The sequence below is a fragment of the Mumia sp. ZJ1417 genome (assembly GCF_014127285.1).
Classification (GTDB): domain Bacteria; phylum Actinomycetota; class Actinomycetes; order Propionibacteriales; family Nocardioidaceae; genus Mumia.
Genome location: NZ_CP059901.1, coordinates 1,468,467 through 1,486,418 on the forward strand (window position 1 = coordinate 1,468,467; position 17,952 = coordinate 1,486,418).

The following is a 17,952-nucleotide window of genomic DNA, read 5'->3' on the forward strand; positions in this document are numbered from 1 at the left end:
AGGAACCAGGATGACGATGCCGCAGGACCCGTTCGAGCGGGCGGGGTCCTCGCTCCTGTACGCCGTGTCGTCACCCTCGTCGAGCATCGCGACGGCGATGGCCGAGGTGGCGCAGCGGCTTCAGGACCTCGCGTCCCAGGAGTCCGCGAACGAGATCCTCTCCGTGAGCCACGACGTCACGGTCATCACCGCCGGCGACGACGAGGGCGGGGTGAAGGCCGCATTCACCGGAAAGTCGCGACCTCGCGAGTACGTCGTCTCGGCGCTCGCGACGATCCGCGCCTGAGCCTGCCGGTCAACCGGCGAGCGGCCCCGGCGACAGCGATGCCAGCGCCTCGGCGACCGGCACGTCGCCGCCCACCACCTCGAAGGTCGTTCGTACGGTCGACGGTGTCTCGAGAGCCACGGCGATCACCTCCGCGACGTCGGCGCGGGGGATCGAGCCGCGCCCGACGGAGTCGCCGACCGTGACCCTCCCTGTCCCCGGATCGTCCGTGAGGCCGCCCGGGCGCACGATCGTCCAGTCGAGCGCACTCGCCCGCACCGCGTCGTCGGCCTCGCCCTTGGCTGCGAGATAGACCTGGAACACGTCGTCGGAGCTCGCGTCGCCCTGGCCCGCGCCCATGGACGAGACCACGACGAACCGGTACGCCCCGACGAGCTGCGCCGCCGCGGCCAGGAGGACGGCCCCGTCGCGGTCGACCGTCCACTTGCGCTCCACGCCCGATCCCGACCCTGCGCCGGCGGCGAAGACGGCGGCATCGGCGCCGCCGAGCGCGTCGGCGACCTGGGTCGCGCTCGCGCTCTCAAGGTCGACGAGCACGGGCGAGCCGCCCGCGGCCGTGACGTCGTCGGCGTGCTCGGGCTTCCTGATGAGGCCGACGACCTCGTGACCGGCGTCGGCGAGCTTGCGGGTCAGCAGCAGCGCGATCTTGCCGTGGCCCCCCGCGATGGCGACCTTCATGCACGTCCCTCCCGTCGTACGGGCGTCTTGTCGTGAGCATCTGAGCCCCCGAGAAGGCGGGCCCGTCGCTCCCGTTCATCCTGCCACGACAACCCCGTACACAGGCGACCGTGGTGCCGAACCCCAGGATGCGGCACAATAGGGCGCAGTGCTTCGGTCCGAGGACGTTGGGGAAGGCGGATCTCGAACCAGGAGGCACTGATGAGCAACGCCACCCTGGGCGTCCTGTACGTCCACTCAGCACCGTCGGCGCTCTGCCCGCACGTCGAGTGGGCCGTCGCCGGCGTATTTGGCGCGCCCGCGGCACTGCAGTGGTCTCCGCAGCCCGCTGAGCCGGGCGCCTATCGCTGCGAGCTCTCCTGGCAGGGCCCGGCGGGCACTGCCGCGACCCTGACCTCCGCACTGCGCGGATGGGAGCGCCTGCGCTTCGAGTCGACCGAGGAGCCGACAGCCCAGACCGAGGGTGCTCGCTACTCCTCGACGCCGTCGCTCGGGGTGTTCCACGCGGTCATCGGCAGCCATGGCGACGTGATGGTGCACGAGGAGCGGATCAAGGCCGCGATGGCCCGTGCCGCAGCCGGCGAGGTCGACCTCGAAGCCGAGCTCGACACGCTCCTCGGCCGGCCTTGGGACGACGAGCTCGAGGCGTTCCGCCACGCCGGCGACGGCGCGCCCGTACGGTGGCTCCACCAGGTCGGATGAGACGGTCGGCGTCAGCCGATCTCGACGCGCGCGCTCGGCGAGGTGAAGCCGTCACCGACGACACGGAACTCCCACGAGCCCGTCCGGCTCGTCACGATCCACGTTGAGAACGTCCCGCCCTTGCGGGTCGTTGCGGTGACGGGGAAGTCTCCCCACTCGCCGTCCTGACCCTCACGGCGCTGGACCTGCAGCGTCGACCCGGCACCCAGCTCGGGGGCGCGGCCGGTGAACTCGATGCGCTCACCCGGACCGACCGCGTCGCTCGATGCCTCGAACCGGGGATCCTTCGGCTTCGGCGAGGACGTCGTCGGCGGTGGTGTCGTCGGGGCGGGCGTGGTCTCCGTCGGTTCCTCCGGCTCGTCCGTCTCCTCGCTCGCGGCCGGGGCCGAGGGAGTCGGCTCAGCCTTGAAGCCGAGTGCGCGGATCGCCGATGCCCCGGCGAACCCGAAGATCAGTCCCATCGCGATCCCGGCGCCCACGAGACCGAGCACGATCTTGAGCACGAGGCGGTTGCGCGCTCCGTCGGCGGAGTCGCTGCTCAGATCCATCAAGGTGCCCCTCCTCGCTGATCGGCCTCCATCATGACAAACGACCGAAGCCCGGACACAGGGGGCGTGGGTCAGCCCGATGCGAGCTCTCGCTCTCAGCCCGATGCGAGCTCTCGCTCGACGTGAGCCACCACATCCCCCACCGTCCCCGACAACGCGGCCACGGGAACGCGGACGTCGAAGCGCTCCTCGATCCCGAGGGAGAGCGCGCCGAGCGACAACGGGCCCATCCGGAGATCGTCGACGAACGACGACGACAGGCTCAGCACGCCGGGCGCTCGGCCGGGTGCGATCTGGTCGACGATCGCGGTGAGCTCCTCGACGACGGACGACGCTGGCGTGTGCATGGGGAAGTCCTCAGGTGGACGAGAGACGGTACAAAGGCCGACCATGCGCCGCCGGCCGCGTCCACCTGGACGCGGCCGGCGGCGTCGCAAGGGCGACCCCCGAACGCCCCTGCGAGGCCGTGCTCGTTGCGCAGCCCGTCACCGCCTGGCGGTGCCGGCCCCCGTTGAGGCCGCTGTGCGGCCGCCGCGCACTCCTCCGACGAAACCTCGGATTGGGTCCGCTCCGAGCCGCGTAGGTCGGAACCCCGGCCTAGTGGCGGGGGAGTAGATCCTCAACCGTGGTCACGACGACGAATCACGAGCACGTCACCAAGACTGCCTGTGACGGCCCCGGAATCACGAAGGGGACTTGGCACAAAATACTCACGGTCGGTTGTGGGGTTCCTACAACGGCGGACGTCGCTGCTCCCCGGGCGACATCAGGAGCCCGCCCAAGGTCAGTCCTACGCGCAGCGTGTAGGCGCCGCGTGGGTCGAGCGGCTCGAGCCCCGTCACCTCGCGCACCTTCCTCAACCGATAGCGCACCGTGTTCGGATGGACGAACAACCGTCGGGCCGCCGCCTCGACCGAGGCTCCCGTCTCCAAGAAGGTCGAGAGCGTCGTGTGAAGCGTCGGATCGGACTCGCTCAGCCGCGTGTGGACCCCGTCGACCAGAGCGCGCCGCGCGTGCCCGTCGCCGGCGAGAGAGCGTTCGACCAACAGGTCGTCGGCGAGGACGGGCCGTGGGGCGGCCACCCACCCCGTCGCCGCGCGTAGGCCCGCGAGCGCCGCACGTGCCGACCGGTGCGCCTGGGCGATGTGGTCGACGCCCGGGCCGATGACCACCGCACCCGACCCGAACGCGTCGACGACCGCCGCGCCCGCGGCGTGGAGGTCGCTGACGCCGCCGAGCAGCACGACGAGACGCTCGAGCTGTACGGAGGTCAGTGTGGACAGCTCAGCGGCGCGTGCGCGCCGTCGCACGTCGTCCACGACGCCGCCTTCGCCGGACGTCGGCGCCGGTGGCGCAGCACCGACGAGCACCACGACAGTGCCGTCCGTCTCCCAGCCGAGGGCCGCGGCACGTGAGCGGATGACCTCCTCGGGCTCGCCCCGTACGACGGCGTCCACGACGAGCGCCTCCATCCGGGCGTCCCACTGGCCACGCGACTCCGCCGCGCGCGCATAGACGTCGGCGGTCGCGAACGCGACCTCCCGCGCGTACGAGGACAGCTCTCGGCGCACGTCGTCCACGTCCTCAGGGCCGAAGAGGTGGGTCGCGTGCTGCTCGATTACCTCGATCGTCGTGCGCACCATCGCGACCGTCTGGTGCAAGGTGACGTGGCGCGTGAGGCCGCGGGGGGCAGCGCCGAAGACCGTGGCCGTGACGTCCACCGGCGCAGCGCCCGTACGCATCCACTCCGCGCACTGCGCGATCCCTGCGTGCGCGATCAGCGAGATCCACGACCGGTGCTCGGCATCGAGCTCGTGGAACCAGTCGAGATCGCGCTCCATCGTCGCGATCGCCGCGGTCGTGAGGTCGCCAGAGGCCTTGTCCAACACCTGCGCGTACCGCTCGTGCGTCGCCTCGCTCACACGCAACAGGGTAGGTGCAGCAGGGCCATCCAGCCGATATCCTGAGCCGAATTTCTACGAACGAGGAGCGGCGACGGATGAGCGAGCCCGACGAGTCCGGCCCCCTCCGGACGCGGTTCGTCTCGCTCCACGGCCACCGGCGGGCGTACCGGATGGCGGGGCAGGGGCCCGCGCTCCTCCTGCTGCACGGCCTCGGGTGCGACTCGACGACGTGGCTCCCCGTGATGGGGCGCCTCGCGGACCGGTTCCGGGTGATCGCCCCGGACTTCCTTGGGCACGGCGAGTCCGACAAGCCTCGCGGCGACTACTCGCTCGGCGGTTACGCCAACGCAATGCGCGACCTCCTCGCGTACCTCGAGATCGAGCGGGTCACCATCGTCGGGCACAGCTTCGGGGGTGGTGTGGCGATGCAGTTCGCCTACCAGTACCCCGAGCGCACCGAGCGCATCTGCCTCGTCGCCCCCGGCGGCCTCGGAGCGGACGTGACGCCGCTGATCCGCCTGCTCACGGTCCCCGGTGCAGGTCTCGGCCTCAGAGCGCTCACCGTGCCACCGCTGCGCGGTCCCGTCCGTGCGGGGCTGCGCGCTCTGTCGCGCTCGGGGCTCCCGTACACCCGCGACCTCGACGAGGTGGCCGGCGTCTACTCCGCGCTGTGCGACCCGGGCAACCGTGCCGCGGTCCGCGCAGCGACCAGCCATGTCGTCGACTGGCGGGGGCAACGGATCACGATGACCGATCGCGCCTACCTCGCCGAGGTGATCCCGCTATGCCTCGTGTGGGGCGAGAAGGACGCGGTGATCCCAGCCCGCCACGCGCTCGTCGCGCAGCGCCGCGGACCGCACACGGTGGTCCGGCTCTTCCCCGACAGCGGCCACTTCCCGCACAAGGACGAGCCTGATCTCTTCGTCGACGTGCTGACCGCGTTCGTCGACGAGCAGCCTGCGGCGACCTACCGCCCGCAGCGCTGGCGAGCGATCCTTCGCAGCGGCGCCCGCGCCGAGGGTGCCGACTCGGTCGAGGCAGCGGCCGCTGTCGTCGACCTCACGGCCGACGCGGGCTGACCCAGGTCAGGCCACGCTGGAGGCGGCGTCCGCCTTGGCCGCCTCGGCGGCCTTGCGCTTCTTGCGGTAGCCCCAGTTGCCCGTCACCGCGGCACCGATCGCGATCGAGAGGACGGCGATGATGACGCCGCCGATGTCGTCGAGCACGTAGTGCCAGCCGAAGTAGATCGTCGCGAGGACGGTGCCGGTGAAGTAGACCCACAGCGTCCGCAGGAGCCACTTGTTGAGGCCGATGATCTGGAAGAAGAGGCAGGCGGTGAGGACCACGGAGACGTGGAGCGAGGCGAAGCCGGCGATGCCGTGGATCTTCTCGGTGTCCCACGGGCTGCTCAGCACGTCGTAGCGGGCGTGTGCCAGCGACTGTTGCAGCGCTGCCACGCCACTGTCGCCGGGCAGGTCGGAGAACAAGGACTGGTTGGCGAAGATCGGCCCCAGCGTCGGGATCAGGTAGTAGCTCGCGACGCCGAGGATCCAGTTGAGGCTCAGCGCCGTCGCGTACCAGGCGCCGAGCGAGAGATCCTTGTTGAGGACGAGCAACGCCGCCAGCGACACCGGCGTGAGCATGAGGTACGAGACGTAGATCGTCGACAGGATCAGCGCGATGAAGCCGGTCCCGAGCACGGCGTGCAGGACCAGCGCGGGGTAGTGGCCGAAGAACAGCCACCGGTCGAGCTGCATCAGGTCGGCGTCGTACAGCACCTCGTCGCGCACGATCGGCAGGAAGCTCTTGAGGTTGCGGTAGCTCACGTACGAGACGTAGAAGGCGATGAGACCGAGCGCGGCGTGGACGAGGCGCGACCAGCTCCACTCCGTGCGCACGATCGTGACGGCGCGCGACCACAGGCCGCGGAAGGTGCGCTTCTGGAGGAACGCCTGCACGGCGAGCCCGCCACCGATGAAGAGGAACCCGAGCGCCGGAAGACGGACGTACGCGGGACCGAGGAAACCCTCGGGGTCGCGCATCGGGAGATCGAGGTAGTAGGACGCCCAGATCGTGAAGACGCCGACGACGATCGAGAACGCCACGAGGAAGGTGTAGGGCCAGCGCAGGACGCGCAGCCACGTCGGGGTCCGTCGTTCGGCCTTCGACGCCTCCTGCTCCACCGTGGCCGTCGCGGGTGCCGGAGCACTCACGGACCCGCTCGTGGCAGCATCGAACGTCGTGTCGTCACGGGGATCCATGACGACATTCTAGAGGACGAGGGGTGAACGCCCGGTGACCCTTCAGTCCACCGTGCGCTCACCCCTCGTGACGTGCCGTCGTCAGGCGTCAGCGCCTTCCTGGGGCACTCCTGCGACTGCGGTGGGGTCGTCGAGCTGGAACCGCGCGTACGCCTCGGCGGCCGTCTCCGGCTTCACCTCGCCCTGAGCGGCGAGGGCCTCGAGCACACCCACGACGATCGACGCGCTGTCGATCTGGAAGAAGCGGCGTGCTGCGGCCCGTGTGTCGGCGAATCCGAAGCCGTCCGCACCGAGCGACGTCCAGGCGTGCGGGACCCACCGCGAGATCTGGTCGGGCACCGCGCGCATGTAGTCGGTCACCGCCAGCACCGGGCCGTGCGTGCCGGCGAGCGCGCGCGTCACGTACGGCTGGACGGGCTCCTCGCCCGGCGCGTTGAACGAGGCACGCTCAGCGGCGTCGGCCTCACGTGCGAGCTCGTTCCACGACGTCACCGACCACACGTCGGCGCGGACGCCGTACTCGTCGGCGAGGATCTGCTGCGCCTCGAGCGCCCACGGGACCGCGACGCCCGACGCGAGGATCTGCGCCCGGGGGGCGTCGCCCTCGCGCTGCGGAGCCTCGCGATAGCGGTACATGCCCTTGAGCAGCGCCTCCACGTCGAGGTCCTCCGGCTCGGCGGGCTGGACGACGGGCTCGTTGTAGACGGTGAGGTAGTAGAACACGTCCTCGCCGTGCGGGTTCTCCTCAGTGCTGCCGTACATCCGCCGCATGCCGTCCTGGACGATGCGGCTGATCTCGAAGCCGAACGCCGGGTCGTAGTGGATCGCGGCGGGGTTGGTGCGCGCCAGCAGCGGCGAGTGGCCGTCGGCGTGCTGCAGGCCCTCACCGGTCAGGGTCGTACGACCGGCGGTCGCGCCGACGAGGAAGCCCTTGGACATCTGGTCGGCCATCGCCCACAGGGAGTCGCCGGTGCGCTGGAAGCCGAACATCGAGTAGAAGATGTAGACCGGGATCATCGGCTCGCCGTGGGTCGCGTACGCCGAGCCCGCAGCGGTCATCGAGGCGACCGCGCCTGCCTCGCTGATGCCCTCGTGGAGGAGCTGACCGGCGGTCGACTCCTTGTAGGCGAGGAGGATCTTCCGGTCGACGGACTCGTACGACTGACCGTGCGGGTTGTAGACCTTCGCCGTGGGGAACATCGAGTCCATGCCGAACGTCCGGAACTCGTCCGGCGCGATGGGCACGATCCGCGAGCCGATCTTCTTGTCGCGCATGAGGTTGCGCAGCAGGCGGACGAACGCCATCGTCGTCGCGATCGCCTGGTTGCCGGAGCCGCCGCGCAGCTCGGCGTACATGTCGTCGCCGGGCAGCTCGAGCGGCGTCGAGCGGACCACACGCTTGGGCAGCGACCCGCCGAGCTGGCGGCGGCGCTCGCGCATGTACTGGATCTCGTCGGAGTCCTCGCCGGGGTGGTAGAACGGCGCGATCTCGGCCTCGTCGATCTCGGCGTCGCTGATCGGCAGGTAGAGCCGGTCACGGAAGCGCTTGAGGTCGGCCTTGGTGAGCTTCTTCATCTGGTGGGTCGCGTTGCGGCCCTCCAGTGCGTCGATCGTCCAGCCCTTGATGGTCTGGGCCAGGATCACCGTCGGCTGGCCGGTGTGGTTCATCGCGGCCTCGAACGCCGAGTAGACCTTGCGGTAGTCGTGACCGCCGCGCGGCAGCTTGGAGATCTGGTCGTCCGTCAGGTGCTCGACCATCTTGAGCAGGCGCGGGTCGGCGCCGAAGAAGTGGTCGCGCGTGTACGAGCCGTCCTCGATCGAGTACGTCTGGTACTGGCCGTCGGGCGTGCGGTTCATCTGGTTGACGAGGACCCCGTCGACGTCGCGGGCGAGAAGCTCGTCCCACTCGCGTCCCCAGATCACCTTGATGACGTTCCAGCCGGCGCCGCGGAACGTCGACTCCAGCTCCTGGATGATCTTGCCGTTGCCCCGCACCGGGCCGTCGAGCTGCTGCAGGTTGCAGTTGATGACGAACGTGAGGTTGTCGAGCTCCTCGCGCGCGGCCAGGCCGATCGCGCCGAGCGACTCGGGCTCGCCCATCTCGCCGTCGCCGAGGAACGCCCAGACGCGCTGCTCGCTGGTGTCCTTGATGCCGCGGTTCTGGAGGTAGCGGTTGAAGCGCGCCTGATAGATCGAGTTGAGCGCGGCCAGCCCCATGGAGACGGTCGGGAACTCCCAGAAGTCCGGCATGAGCCGCGGGTGGGGGTACGACGACAGTCCGTTGCCCGGGCCGTGGCTGACCTCCTGGCGGAAGCGGTCGAGCTGCTCGGCGGTGAGCCGGCCCTCGAGGTAGGCGCGGGCGTAGATGCCGGGGGAGGCGTGTCCCTGGATGAACACCTGGTCGCCGCCGCCGGGGTGGTCCTTGCCGCGGAAGAAGTGGTTGAAGCCCACCTCGTACAGGCTTGCGGCCGACTGGTACGTCGCGATGTGGCCGCCGACACCGAGGCCGGGGCGGTTCGCGCGCGACACCATGGCGGCGGCGTTCCAGCGGATGTAGGCGCGGATGCGCCGCTCGACGTCCTCGTCCCCGGGGAACCACGGCTCACGCTCGGGCGGGATCGAGTTGATGTAGTCGGTGCTCGTCAGCGCGGGGACGCCAACCTGCTTCTCGCGAGCCCGCTCCAGCAGGCGAAGCATCACGTATCGGGCCCGTCCACGGCCGCGTTCGTCGACCATCTCGTCGAACGAGTCGAGCCATTCGGTGGTCTCGTCCGGGTCGATGTCGGGGAGCTGAGACGGGAGACCCTCGTGGATGACGGGGGGCCGCTCGGGTGACTGGGCCACTTCGTTTCCTTCTCTCGTACAAGTGCGCTGATCTCGCACAGATCGCGGCTGCACCGGGTGTGCGCAGCAGCGGCGTTCGGCGGGTACCGGTAGGTCCCCGGCCGTCCGACGTCCATCCTTCCACCGCGCCCTAATACCCGCGAGTAGCCGCCCCCTCCCCGGCTGCGGTGCGTGCCGTGACGGCCCCGTGGCAGGCGGACCTGCGCGCTCCTTCCCCCCGAAGTCGGCAGAGCCGCTAGTGTGTGGCGCCTAGGCACGAGTGGGCCTGGGCAAACACGTATTGAGGAGGCACGGGTGAGCGCCACCGCGCAGGACGCGGACCGTCCGGGGCACGGAGATCGTCTTGGCTTCAAGCCGGACATGGTCGTCCAGGAGCTCGGATGGGACGAGGACGTCGACGACGCCCTCCGAGAGTCGATCGAGGATCGCATCGGCAGCGAGATGGTGGACGGCGACTACGGGGAGGTCGTCGACGGTGTGGTCCTGTGGTGGCGCGCCGACGACGGTGACCTCGCAGACGCCCTGATGGACTCGCTGCAGGATCTGGTCGAGGGCGGCACGGTCTGGCTGCTCACGCCGAAGGTCGGGCGATCCGGTTACGTCGACGGCGCCGACATCGCCGAGGCGGCACCGATCGCTGGGCTGTCGACGACGACGACCAATCCGGCCGGCTCGGACTGGGCCGCGACCAAGCTCTCGACGCACAAACGCTGACGCGACGCAGGGGACGGAGTCTGGGCTGCCGGGCTTCGCGGAGATGACGTTTTCCGTTATATGTAACCGCCGGTTACACTTTCGAGCACGCATTCCGCCGACATCGTGAGGTGCCCCCATGACGAATGTGCTGCGTGGCCCCGGCCGCAACAGAGCCGACGTCGCCCTTCGCAGCGTGGCGACGTTGGCGCGGACGGGCATCGTGCGCCCGTACGGGCCGCGGACGCTCGCCCGGCTCGGCCTTGCGCTGACGAGGTGGGGCACCGGTCTCGCGGGGGGCTACGCGTCGCTCGCCGTGCGGGACCCGCACGGCATCGCCATCCACGACGAGCGAGGATCGCTCACGTTCGATGAGCTGCACCGGCAGGCCAACGCGTTGGCGCGCGGGTTCGCAGGGCTCGGCGTCGGCGAGGGCGACGCCGTGGCGGTGATGGCGCGCAACCACCGGTGGTTCGTCATCACCGCGGTCGCCGCCGGTCGGCTCGGCGCCGACGTCCTCTATCTCAACACCGCGTTCTCAGGCCCTCAGACCGCCGAGCTGCTCGGACGCGAGAAGCCGGTCGTCGTTGTCCACGACGAGGAGTTCGCCGACGTCGTGGCGGGAGCACCCGGGGACGTGCGCCGGCTGCTCGCCTGGACCGACACCTCTGGCCACGACACGGTCGCCGCGCTCGCTGCGGGGCACGACGGCGCGGACCTCGAGCCGCCCGGTCGCGAGGGTCACTCCGTCATCCTGACGTCGGGGACCACGGGCACGCCGAAGGGCGCGAGTCGCGGGTCGGGGTCGTTGAGCGCGGGCGCCGCGCTGTTGTCCCGCATCCCGCTCGAGGCTCGCCGGAGCGTGCACATCGCCGCTCCGCTGTTCCACACCTGGGGCTGGGGACACCTCAACCTCGCGATGCTGCTGGGGTCCACGCTCGTGCTCCGTCGGCGCTTCGACCCCCGCGACTTCCTCCGTACGCTCGACAAGCAGCGCTGCGACGCGGCCGTCGTCATCCCGGTCATGCTCCAACGCGCGCTGGCGCTCCCGCAGGCCGAGCTCGACTCGTACGACCTGAGCTCCGTGCGCGTCGTCGCCGCGAGCGGGTCGGCGCTGCCGGGCGACCTTGCGACGGCGTGGATGGACCAGTACGGCGACACGCTCTACAACACGTACGGCTCCACCGAGTGCGCCTGGGCGACCATCGCGACGCCTGCGCAGATGCGGGCGCACCCGGGCACTGCCGGTGCACCGCCGATCGGCACGGTGGTCGCGCTGTACGACGACGCCGGGCGCGCGTCGTCCGGCCGGGGTGGGCGCATCTTCGTCCAGAACGGGCTTCCGTTCGAGGGGTACACCAACGGCAGCACCAAAGACGTCATCGACGGCCGGATGTCGACCGGCGACGTCGGCACGATCCGCGACGGGTTGCTGTTCGTCGAGGGGCGCGACGACGACATGATCGTCTCCGGCGGCGAGAACGTCTATCCGCAGGAGGTCGAGGACACCCTCGCGCGTCACCCTGCGGTGCTCGAGGCGGCCGCTGTCGGGGTGGAGGACGCCGAGTTCGGACACCGCCTCGTCGCGTGGGTGGCGCTGCGCGCGGACGTCCACGTGAGCGAGGGCGAGCTCAAGACCCACGTTCGTGAGCACCTCGCGCGATACAAGGTTCCACGGGAAGTACGCTTCGTTGACGAGCTGCCGCGCAACGCGACCGGCAAGGTGCTCAAGCGCCACCTGACACCGACTGACGACTGACGAGAGCGAGTGATCCCCTCCATGACGATCGAGATCGGTTCCGAGGCCCCGGACTTCACCCTCAAGAACCAGCACGGCGAGGAGGTGTCGCTGTCCGCGCTGCGTGGCAAGAAGACGCTCCTCGTGTTCTATCCGTTCGCCTTCAGCGGCATCTGCACCGGCGAGCTGTGCGAGCTGCGCGACAACCTGGCCGCGTTCAACGACCTCGGCGCCGAGGTGCTCGCGATCTCGTGCGACCCGATGTTCGCGCTGCGGGCCTTCGCCGAGAAGGACGGGCTGTCGTTCTCCCTGCTCAGTGACTTCTGGCCGCACGGCGAGGTCGCCCAGTCGTACGGGGTGTTCGACGAGGCCCGCGGGTGCGCGCTGCGAGGCAGCTTCCTGGTCGATGAGAGTGGCGTCGTGCGCTGGAAGATCGAGAACGGTCTGCCGGACGCGCGCGACCTGAAGACGTACCTCGGTGCGCTCCAGGAAATCTCTGCATGACCTCCCGCACAGACCCTGTTCTGTGCAAGACTTGACAACGCGTGGCCGCTGGTGACCCGAGACGCCAGCGGCCACGCCTCTGTCCTCCCCAGCCCCTCGTCGAAGCGATCGGGTAGGGTGAGGCGCCGCGCGGCAGGACGCGCGCGAGACGGGCGCATAGCTCAGCGGTAGAGCACCTCGCTTACAACGAGGCGGTCGGGGGTTCGATCCCCTCTGCGCCCACCAGCGGGGCGACCCGTAAGACAGGGAGGGGCCCTGCGAAGCACGTGGCGAAGACCAGGCACCGTGACCACGATCGGGGACCTCGGAGTGCATCGGTACGTGCTGTACGTGACCGACTTCGGTGCAGAACGGGAACACGCACGAGGAGGGGCTGAACGCGGCATGGCACGCGCCCCGTCGCTTCTGGGAGGACCCGAGCGAGGAGAACCGGGCCGCACTGCCGGAGTGGCTGACCTTCGACGGCGGCGACGTGCTCGGCCATGCGCGGACCGGGTCTGCGCGTGGACGTGCCCGAGGTTAGAGTCGAAGCGCAGATCCACGACTGCCGTCCGGGGGAACTCATGGCTGAGGCGATGCGCGCCGCGACTGTCACCGACTTCGCTGCGCCGCTCTCGATCACGAAGTGGGAGATTCCCCAGCCGGGCCCGGGTGAGGTCGCCCCTGTGCTGTGCGCCGGCGCCACCGCCGTCAGCCCGTCGGCGTTCGGGCAGTCGATCGGGTTCGCGAAGCGCGGCGGGACCATCTCGTACGTCGGGCTCCCGCTGGGGGACTTCCCGACGCCGATCTTCGACGTCGTCCTCAAAGGCCTCACGCTGCGCGGATCGATCGTGGGGACCCGGCAGGACATGGTCGAGGCCCTCGACTTCCCGACTCGGGAGTTCGGCGACATCAACGACATCTTCGACGAGATGGAGCAGGGGAAGATCGACGGCCGGATGGTGATCCAGTACTGATCTCGCAGGCTCCGAGCGCGCACGCACCGCCGACGTGGTCGACGGTGCGTCGTGTCGTGCGCTGGCTCGAGTCGGGGTCGCGCAGCGTCCTCCTCGCGGTGCTCGCCGTCACGACGCTACTGCGGCTGCCGTTCCTGTGGGCGCCGCTCTCGTCCGACGAGGGCGGGTTCCTCCTGGTCGCGGACCAGTGGGGCACCACGGGGGGAGAGCTGTACGGCAACCAGTGGGTCGACCGGCCGCCCGGGCTGCTCGTGGTGTTCCGGCTCGCCGACGCGGCCTCGGGTGTGCTCGGTGACCGCGTGGCGCTGCGGCTCGTCGCGCTCGCGCTCGCGCTCGTCGCGGTCGCCGCCGCCTGGTACGCGGGGCGGGCGATCGCGGGGGCGCGCGGCGCAGTCGCGGCAGCGGCGGTGATGGCAGCGCTCACCTCGACCCCGGTGTTCAGCGGTCCACGCCTGACGACGGCGCTGCCCGCGGTGGCGTTCGTGACGCTGAGCGTGGCGCTCGCGCTGGCGGCCACCACCCTCGTCGCCCGGCCCGCCACGAGGCGCCGGGCAGGGGCGGTCGCAGCGGCCGCCGGAGTCGCGGCTGCGTGCGGCGTGCTGATGAAGCAGAACTACGTCGACGGGTTCGTCTTCGCCGGAGTCCTGTGGCTGATCGGCGGCCGCCGCGCATGGCGGCTGATCGGAGGGCTGCTGCTCGGGGCCGCGGTCCCGATCCTCCTCGCCGCGGTCTGGGCTGCTTCGGAGGGACCCGGGATCGGTGCACTGTGGGATGCGCTGTACGGGTTCCGGGAGCGGGCGGTGGGGGTGATCATCGAGTCGAGCACCGTGGCTCCAGAACGACGGATGCGCACGTTCGGGCTGACACTGCTCGTCACCGGCGCCGCACTGCTGGCCGCACTCACCGTGCGGGCGGTGTGGAGGCGTCGCCGCAGCCCGGTCGCGCTCGCGACGGCGGCCGCGCTGGCGTACTCGGTGATCGGGATCGCCGGAGGTGGCTCGTGGTGGCGCCACTACGCGTTGCAGCTCGCGATGCCGCTGGCGCTCGGCGCCGCCCTCGCGGTCAGGGCGGGCCTGCTCCGCGTCACGCGGGTCGCGGTCGTGCTGGCGCTCGCGTCCACGCTCGTCGGTGTCCTCTGGCAGACCCCCGTGGCGATCACCGAGCGCCCGTCGAGCGGGACCGCGGTCGGGGAGTGGATCGCCGCGAGTGCCGAACCGGGCGACACCGGCTTCGTGGCGTACGGGTCGCCGCAGGTGCTGCGCGTCGCCGGGCTGAGCGCCCCGTACCCGTACTCGTGGAGTCTCCCCCTCCGGGTCCGCGACCCCGACCTGGAGCTGCTGACGGCGCTGCTCGACGCCCCCGACCGCCCTGTGTGGCTCGTCGAGATGGGCTCGTTCACCTGGTGGGGGATCGAGACCGAGGAGTTCGTGGCGGCGGTCGCGGAGCACTACCACCAGGTAGCGGACGTGTGCGGGCACCGGGTGTTCCTGCGCAACGACGTGCGGCGCGAGCTGGGGCCGTCGTCATGGTGCCCCGACCTGTACGGGCGGACGACCTCTCCGTCGTAGGGTGGCGGACGTGAACGAGCTGCGTGTACGGGACCTCATCGACCTCCTCGACTCGTGGTACCCGCCGGGTCACGCGGACTCGTGGGACGCCGTCGGCACCTCGGTCGGCGACCCCGAGGCGCCGCTGCGCCGTGTCCTGCTCGCGGTCGACCCTGTCCAAGCCGTCGTCGACGAGGCCGTCGCGTCGGAGGCTGACCTCGTCGTCACGCACCACCCGCTCCTCCTGAAGGGCGTGCACAGTGTCGCAGCGACGACGCCCAAGGGCCGCGTCGTGCAGGACCTCGTCCGGCACGGGATCACGCTGCACACCTGCCACACCAATGCCGACTCGCCCGTTCTCGGCGTCTCGGAGTCGCTCGCGCTCGCCCTCGGGGTGAGCGAGCTCGTCCCGCTCGACGCCGATCCGGTCGACCCGCTCGACGCCTGGGTCGTGTACGCGCCGCTCGACGCCGCCGACGCGGTGGCCGGCGCGATGCACGACGCTGGCGCAGGGGAGGTCGGTGCGTACGACCGGTGCCAGTTCGTGAGCGACGGCACGGGCTCGTTCCGTCCCGGTGACACGGCCGACCCGGCGATCGGGACGACCGGCGCGGTCGAGCACGTCGCGGAGCGGCGCATCGAGGTCGTCGCCGCCCGCAGGCTGCGCGGGGCCGTCCTCGCCGCAGTGCGGGCCGCGCATCCGTACGAGGAGGTCGCGTACACGGTCACCGCGATCGCCGACGTGCCCGACACCACGCGCGGCAGCGGCCGGATCGGGGTGCTCGAGGAGCCGATGAGGTTGGCCGACTTCGCCGCGCAGGTCGTGGCGGCACTGCCGACGAACCACGGCGTCGCCCGGATCGCGGGCGACGCCGACTCCCTCGTACGACGCGTCGCCGTGTGCGGAGGGTCGGGCGACTTCCTGCTCGAACGGGCGCGCGCTGCGGGAGCCGACGTGTACGTCACCTCCGACCTGCGGCACCATCCGGTCTCCGAGCTGCGCGAGCAGCCGGGCGCACCGGCCGTGGTCGACGTCCCGCACTGGGCGGCGGAGTGGACGTGGCTCCCCGTCCTCGCCCACCGGCTGCGCGTCTGGCTCGCGGCGCGAGGGAGTACGGTGCAGGTCCAGGTCTCCACCCTCGTCACGGATCCGTGGACGTCGCACCTGGCCTGGTCGGGGTGAGCGGGGTGACTCGCTCGGACTCTGTCGACCACGCCTGGGCGAGGTAATACGGTGGAGTTCCCGGTCATGTCCAGCGGCACGGAATTTCGCCGTGCCCGTCAGAGGAGCCCACGCTGAAAGCTGACCCGTTCGACCAGCTCGCCCTGCTCGACGTGCAGGGCATCGACGCGCAGCTCTCGCAGCTCGCGCACCGCCGTAAGAACCTCCCGCAGGTCTCGGCGCTCGACGAGTTGCGCCGCGAGCGCGAGACGGTCCACGCGCGCAGCGTGCAGGCCCAGACGAAGGTCTCCGACCTGACCGCCGACCAGAGGAAGGCCGATGGCGAGGTCGCGGCCGTCCGTGCGCGCCGCGACCGCGACCAGACTCGGCTCGACTCGGGGCAGGTCACCAACCCCAAGGACCTCCAGAGCATCCAGAACGAGATCGTCGCGCTCGACCGCCGGATCGGCTCGCTCGAGGACGCCGAGCTCGAGGTGATGGAGGAGCTCGAGGGTGCCCAGTCCGAGCTCGCGCTTGCGACCGACGCGCTCGCGGCGCTCGACGCGCGGATCGCTGAGGAGCTCGGTGGGCTCGACGACGCGACCAGCGAGATCGACGCCAAGGCTGAGGCGCTGCGCGCGGAGCGTGGCGCTGCGGTCGAGCGTGTCGCCGATCCGCTGCTCACGCTCTACGAGAAGGTCCGCAACAGCCATGGAGGTGTCGGCGCGGCCGCGTTGCGCCACAAGCGGTGCGAGGGCTGCCGGCTCGAGATCAACGGCGCCGACCTGCGCGAGATCGCGAGCAAGCCGAGCGACGAGGTGCTGCGCTGCCCGGAGTGCGACCGCATCCTCGTCCGTACCCACGAGGCAGGCCTGTGACCGGTCCCCGCCGTGTCATCATCGAGGCCGACGGCGGGTCCCGGGGCAACCCCGGCCCGGCGGCGTACGGGGCGGTGCTCCGCGACGCCGACACCGGCCAGGTGATCGCTCAGCGTGCGGAGACGATCGGCGTCGCGACCAACAACGTCGCCGAGTACACCGGGCTCATCGCTGGCCTCGAGCTGGTCGCCGAGCACGCGCCGCAGGCCCAGGTCGAGGTCCGCATGGACTCCAAGCTGGTCATCGAGCAGATGGCGGGCCGCTGGAAGGTCAAGCACCGCGACATGGTGCCGCTCGCCGCCCGTGCCCGCGAGGTCGCGCCGTCCGGCGTCGTGTGGACCTGGGTTCCTCGCGAGCGCAACAAGGCAGCCGACGCGATCCTTAACGAGGTGCTCGACGACGCAGCGGGCAAGACACGTCGTGCGGCGCCTGCCGAGTCGCGCCCCACCGAGCAGCCGCAGCCGCGCAATCCGATGGTGGGGTGGCGCGACCCGCTGGCGGATCCGCCCACGACGCTCACCCTCGTACGGCACGGGGCGACCGACAACACGGTGGCCAAGGTGTTCTGCGGTGACGGTGGTGCCGATCCGGGGCTCAACGACGAAGGCCGTGCACAGGCCCACCGTGCCGCCGCCTACGTGGCGCGCGAGGGTGCCGACGTGGTGGTGAGCTCGCCGCTGAGCCGATGCCGCGAGACGGCCGAGATCCTCGCGAACGATCTCGGTGTCGAGGTGGTCGTCGACCACAGCATCGTCGAGGCGTCGTTCGGGGAGTGGGACGGGCTGACGTTCGCGGAGGTCCGCGAGAAGGACCCCGCGGCGCTCGACGCCTGGCTCTCCTCGACGGCCGCCGCGCCGCCGGGTGGCGAGTCGTACGACGCCGTCTTCGAGCGGGTCCAAAGGGCGCAGCGACGGCTCGTCGCCTCGTACGGCGGCAAGAACGTCGTGGTCGTGAGCCACGTGACGCCGATCAAGATGTTCGTCCGGCTGGCGCTCGACGCCCCGATGCCGGTCATCCATCGGCTCGAGCTGCAGCCGGCGTCGGTGAGCACGGTGCGCATCTGGCCGGACGGCATCGCGACCCTGCGCGCGTACGACGTCGTCCCCGCCTGACCCCCTCCTCCTTCCCCCGTCCGCGTTGTGAAAGCAACCTGACCGAATCTGCGCCGGGATTCAGTCAGATTGCTTTCACGACGCGGACGGAGCGTTGTGCACGGCGTTCGCGGTGTCCACAGGTCGGTGTTGAGGTCGT

Annotated in this window: 18 protein-coding genes and 1 tRNA gene; 13 read left to right on the forward strand and 6 right to left on the reverse strand. The window is 70.7% G+C overall.

Features of this window, described 5'->3' with window-relative positions; translation table 11 throughout:
• Nucleotides 1-10 precede the first annotated feature (10 nt).
• Complete coding sequence (locus H4N58_RS07100; protein ID WP_167008042.1) at nt 11-286, forward strand: hypothetical protein; 276 nt, start codon at nt 11-13, stop codon at nt 284-286.
• Nucleotides 287-295: 9 nt separating this feature from the next.
• Here H4N58_RS07100 and H4N58_RS07105 read toward each other — a convergent pair whose 3' ends face one another.
• Nucleotides 296-964 carry an NAD(P)H-binding protein gene (locus H4N58_RS07105; RefSeq protein ID WP_167008045.1) on the reverse strand — a complete coding sequence of 223 codons (669 nt, stop codon included), beginning with the start codon at nt 962-964 and terminating at the stop codon, nt 296-298.
• 201 nt (nt 965-1,165) lie between these two features.
• Between H4N58_RS07105 and H4N58_RS07110 the strand changes: the two genes are divergently transcribed.
• Nucleotides 1,166-1,666 (forward strand): DUF3145 domain-containing protein, encoded by a 501-nt coding sequence (locus H4N58_RS07110; RefSeq protein ID WP_167008047.1) that lies wholly within the window; start codon nt 1,166-1,168, stop codon nt 1,664-1,666.
• Between the two features lie 11 nt (nt 1,667-1,677).
• Here the strand turns inward: H4N58_RS07110 and H4N58_RS07115 are convergent, their stop codons facing one another.
• The 3 genes from H4N58_RS07115 to H4N58_RS07125 form a co-directional block, all read right to left on the reverse strand.
• Nucleotides 1,678-2,214 carry a hypothetical protein gene (locus tag H4N58_RS07115; protein WP_167008050.1) on the reverse strand — a complete coding sequence of 179 codons (537 nt, stop codon included), beginning with the start codon at nt 2,212-2,214 and terminating at the stop codon, nt 1,678-1,680.
• A 95-nt stretch (nt 2,215-2,309) separates the two neighbouring features.
• Nucleotides 2,310-2,561 carry an acyl carrier protein gene (locus H4N58_RS07120; RefSeq protein ID WP_167008053.1) on the reverse strand — a complete coding sequence of 84 codons (252 nt, stop codon included), beginning with the start codon at nt 2,559-2,561 and terminating at the stop codon, nt 2,310-2,312.
• A gap of 384 nt (nt 2,562-2,945) precedes the next feature.
• Complete coding sequence (locus H4N58_RS07125) at nt 2,946-4,136, reverse strand: CdaR family transcriptional regulator (RefSeq protein WP_243843102.1); 1,191 nt, start codon at nt 4,134-4,136, stop codon at nt 2,946-2,948.
• Between the two features lie 77 nt (nt 4,137-4,213).
• On the opposite strand from H4N58_RS07125, the gene H4N58_RS07130 reads away from it, so the two are divergent.
• On the forward strand, nt 4,214-5,197 hold the full coding sequence (locus H4N58_RS07130; RefSeq protein WP_167008056.1) for an alpha/beta fold hydrolase: 984 nt from the start codon (nt 4,214-4,216) through the stop codon (nt 5,195-5,197).
• A gap of 6 nt (nt 5,198-5,203) precedes the next feature.
• Here the strand turns inward: H4N58_RS07130 and H4N58_RS07135 are convergent, their stop codons facing one another.
• Complete coding sequence (locus tag H4N58_RS07135; RefSeq protein ID WP_167008059.1) at nt 5,204-6,379, reverse strand: phosphatase PAP2 family protein; 1,176 nt, start codon at nt 6,377-6,379, stop codon at nt 5,204-5,206.
• 81 nt (nt 6,380-6,460) lie between these two features.
• Nucleotides 6,461-9,223 (reverse strand): pyruvate dehydrogenase (acetyl-transferring), homodimeric type, encoded by a 2,763-nt coding sequence (gene aceE / locus H4N58_RS07140; RefSeq protein WP_167008062.1) that lies wholly within the window; start codon nt 9,221-9,223, stop codon nt 6,461-6,463.
• Nucleotides 9,224-9,517: 294 nt separating this feature from the next.
• Between aceE and H4N58_RS07145 the strand changes: the two genes are divergently transcribed.
• From H4N58_RS07145 to H4N58_RS07190, 10 genes are all read left to right on the forward strand, one after another.
• Nucleotides 9,518-9,937 (forward strand): DUF3052 domain-containing protein, encoded by a 420-nt coding sequence (locus tag H4N58_RS07145; RefSeq protein WP_167008065.1) that lies wholly within the window; start codon nt 9,518-9,520, stop codon nt 9,935-9,937.
• 118 nt (nt 9,938-10,055) lie between these two features.
• On the forward strand, nt 10,056-11,675 hold the full coding sequence (locus tag H4N58_RS07150; protein WP_167251934.1) for an AMP-binding protein: 1,620 nt from the start codon (nt 10,056-10,058) through the stop codon (nt 11,673-11,675).
• Between the two features lie 21 nt (nt 11,676-11,696).
• Nucleotides 11,697-12,158, forward strand: a complete 462-nt coding sequence (locus H4N58_RS07155) for a peroxiredoxin (RefSeq protein WP_167008072.1) — start codon at nt 11,697-11,699, stop codon at nt 12,156-12,158.
• A gap of 150 nt (nt 12,159-12,308) precedes the next feature.
• Nucleotides 12,309-12,383: transfer RNA gene (locus tag H4N58_RS07160), tRNA-Val, on the forward strand.
• 118 nt (nt 12,384-12,501) lie between these two features.
• Nucleotides 12,502-12,681 (forward strand): hypothetical protein, encoded by a 180-nt coding sequence (locus H4N58_RS07165; RefSeq protein WP_208322504.1) that lies wholly within the window; start codon nt 12,502-12,504, stop codon nt 12,679-12,681.
• A 40-nt stretch (nt 12,682-12,721) separates the two neighbouring features.
• Nucleotides 12,722-13,114, forward strand: coding sequence for a zinc-binding dehydrogenase (locus tag H4N58_RS07170; protein ID WP_208322505.1), 393 nt, complete (start codon nt 12,722-12,724; stop codon nt 13,112-13,114).
• Nucleotides 13,115-13,158: 44 nt separating this feature from the next.
• Nucleotides 13,159-14,682, forward strand: a complete 1,524-nt coding sequence (locus tag H4N58_RS07175; RefSeq protein WP_167008078.1) for a hypothetical protein — start codon at nt 13,159-13,161, stop codon at nt 14,680-14,682.
• A gap of 10 nt (nt 14,683-14,692) precedes the next feature.
• The gene (locus tag H4N58_RS07180; RefSeq protein ID WP_167251933.1) at nt 14,693-15,844 is read left to right on the forward strand and encodes a Nif3-like dinuclear metal center hexameric protein; all 1,152 of its coding nucleotides are present in this window, start codon (nt 14,693-14,695) and stop codon (nt 15,842-15,844) included.
• A gap of 152 nt (nt 15,845-15,996) precedes the next feature.
• Nucleotides 15,997-16,701: a zinc ribbon domain-containing protein gene (locus H4N58_RS07185; RefSeq protein WP_182397155.1), complete on the forward strand. Its 705-nt coding sequence runs from the start codon at nt 15,997-15,999 to the stop codon at nt 16,699-16,701.
• Nucleotides 16,698-17,813 carry a bifunctional RNase H/acid phosphatase gene (locus tag H4N58_RS07190; protein WP_167251932.1) on the forward strand — a complete coding sequence of 372 codons (1,116 nt, stop codon included), beginning with the start codon at nt 16,698-16,700 and terminating at the stop codon, nt 17,811-17,813. Before H4N58_RS07185 ends, H4N58_RS07190 begins: the two co-directional genes overlap by 4 nt.
• Nucleotides 17,814-17,952: the final 139 nt, after the last annotated feature.

What these genes read in the sequence shown, in the direction of transcription:
- H4N58_RS07100 (WP_167008042.1), top strand. Translation starts at nt 11, where the DNA reads ATGACGATGCCGCAGGACCCGTTCGAGCGGGCGGGGTCCTCGCTCCTG.
- H4N58_RS07105 (WP_167008045.1), bottom strand. Translation starts at nt 964, where the DNA reads ATGAAGGTCGCCATCGCGGGGGGCCACGGCAAGATCGCGCTGCTGCTG.
- H4N58_RS07110 (WP_167008047.1), top strand. Translation starts at nt 1,166, where the DNA reads ATGAGCAACGCCACCCTGGGCGTCCTGTACGTCCACTCAGCACCGTCG.
- H4N58_RS07115 (WP_167008050.1), bottom strand. Translation starts at nt 2,214, where the DNA reads ATGGATCTGAGCAGCGACTCCGCCGACGGAGCGCGCAACCGCCTCGTG.
- H4N58_RS07120 (WP_167008053.1), bottom strand. Translation starts at nt 2,561, where the DNA reads ATGCACACGCCAGCGTCGTCCGTCGTCGAGGAGCTCACCGCGATCGTC.
- H4N58_RS07130 (WP_167008056.1), top strand. Translation starts at nt 4,214, where the DNA reads ATGAGCGAGCCCGACGAGTCCGGCCCCCTCCGGACGCGGTTCGTCTCG.
- H4N58_RS07135 (WP_167008059.1), bottom strand. Translation starts at nt 6,379, where the DNA reads ATGGATCCCCGTGACGACACGACGTTCGATGCTGCCACGAGCGGGTCC.
- H4N58_RS07150 (WP_167251934.1), top strand. Translation starts at nt 10,056, where the DNA reads ATGACGAATGTGCTGCGTGGCCCCGGCCGCAACAGAGCCGACGTCGCC.
- H4N58_RS07155 (WP_167008072.1), top strand. Translation starts at nt 11,697, where the DNA reads ATGACGATCGAGATCGGTTCCGAGGCCCCGGACTTCACCCTCAAGAAC.
- H4N58_RS07170 (WP_208322505.1), top strand. Translation starts at nt 12,722, where the DNA reads ATGGCTGAGGCGATGCGCGCCGCGACTGTCACCGACTTCGCTGCGCCG.